Raw genomic sequence first — 356 nt, 5'->3', positions numbered from 1 at the left:
ACTTGGTGAAGAAGGCCAAGGTTTTACCTTTGCCATGAAAGGCCTAGACGGCGGACGTATTAACATTGCCACCTGTTCAATTGGCACCGCGCAAGCTGCACTGACTCGCGCAACTCAATACATGAATGAGCGTAAGCAATTTGGTAAACCGCTGGCGGCATTCCAAGCATTGCAGTTTAAACTGGCTGACATGGCAACCGAACTAGTTGCAGCCCGTCAAATGGTACGTCTAGCAGCTTTTAAATTAGACACTCAAGACCCTGAAGCCAGTGCTTATTGTGCTATGGCGAAACGTTTTGCGACCGATGTAGGTTTCCAAGTGTGTGACGGTGCGCTGCAAATTCACGGCGGTTACG

General features: G+C 49.4%; 1 protein-coding gene. It reads left to right on the top strand.

Going from position 1 to position 356, the window contains the following annotated elements; translation table 11 throughout:
- On the top strand, window positions 1–356 hold a 356-nt coding region (locus AAEZ00_RS20725), incomplete at both ends, for an acyl-CoA dehydrogenase family protein (protein WP_351089763.1).

This window comes from Shewanella sp. S1-49-MNA-CIBAN-0167 (genome assembly GCF_040310145.1).
Taxonomy (GTDB): Bacteria; Pseudomonadota; Gammaproteobacteria; order Enterobacterales; family Shewanellaceae; genus Shewanella; species Shewanella psychromarinicola.
Note: the sequence above shows the minus strand (reverse complement) of the source record. Positions and strands in the feature narration are given on the sequence as shown.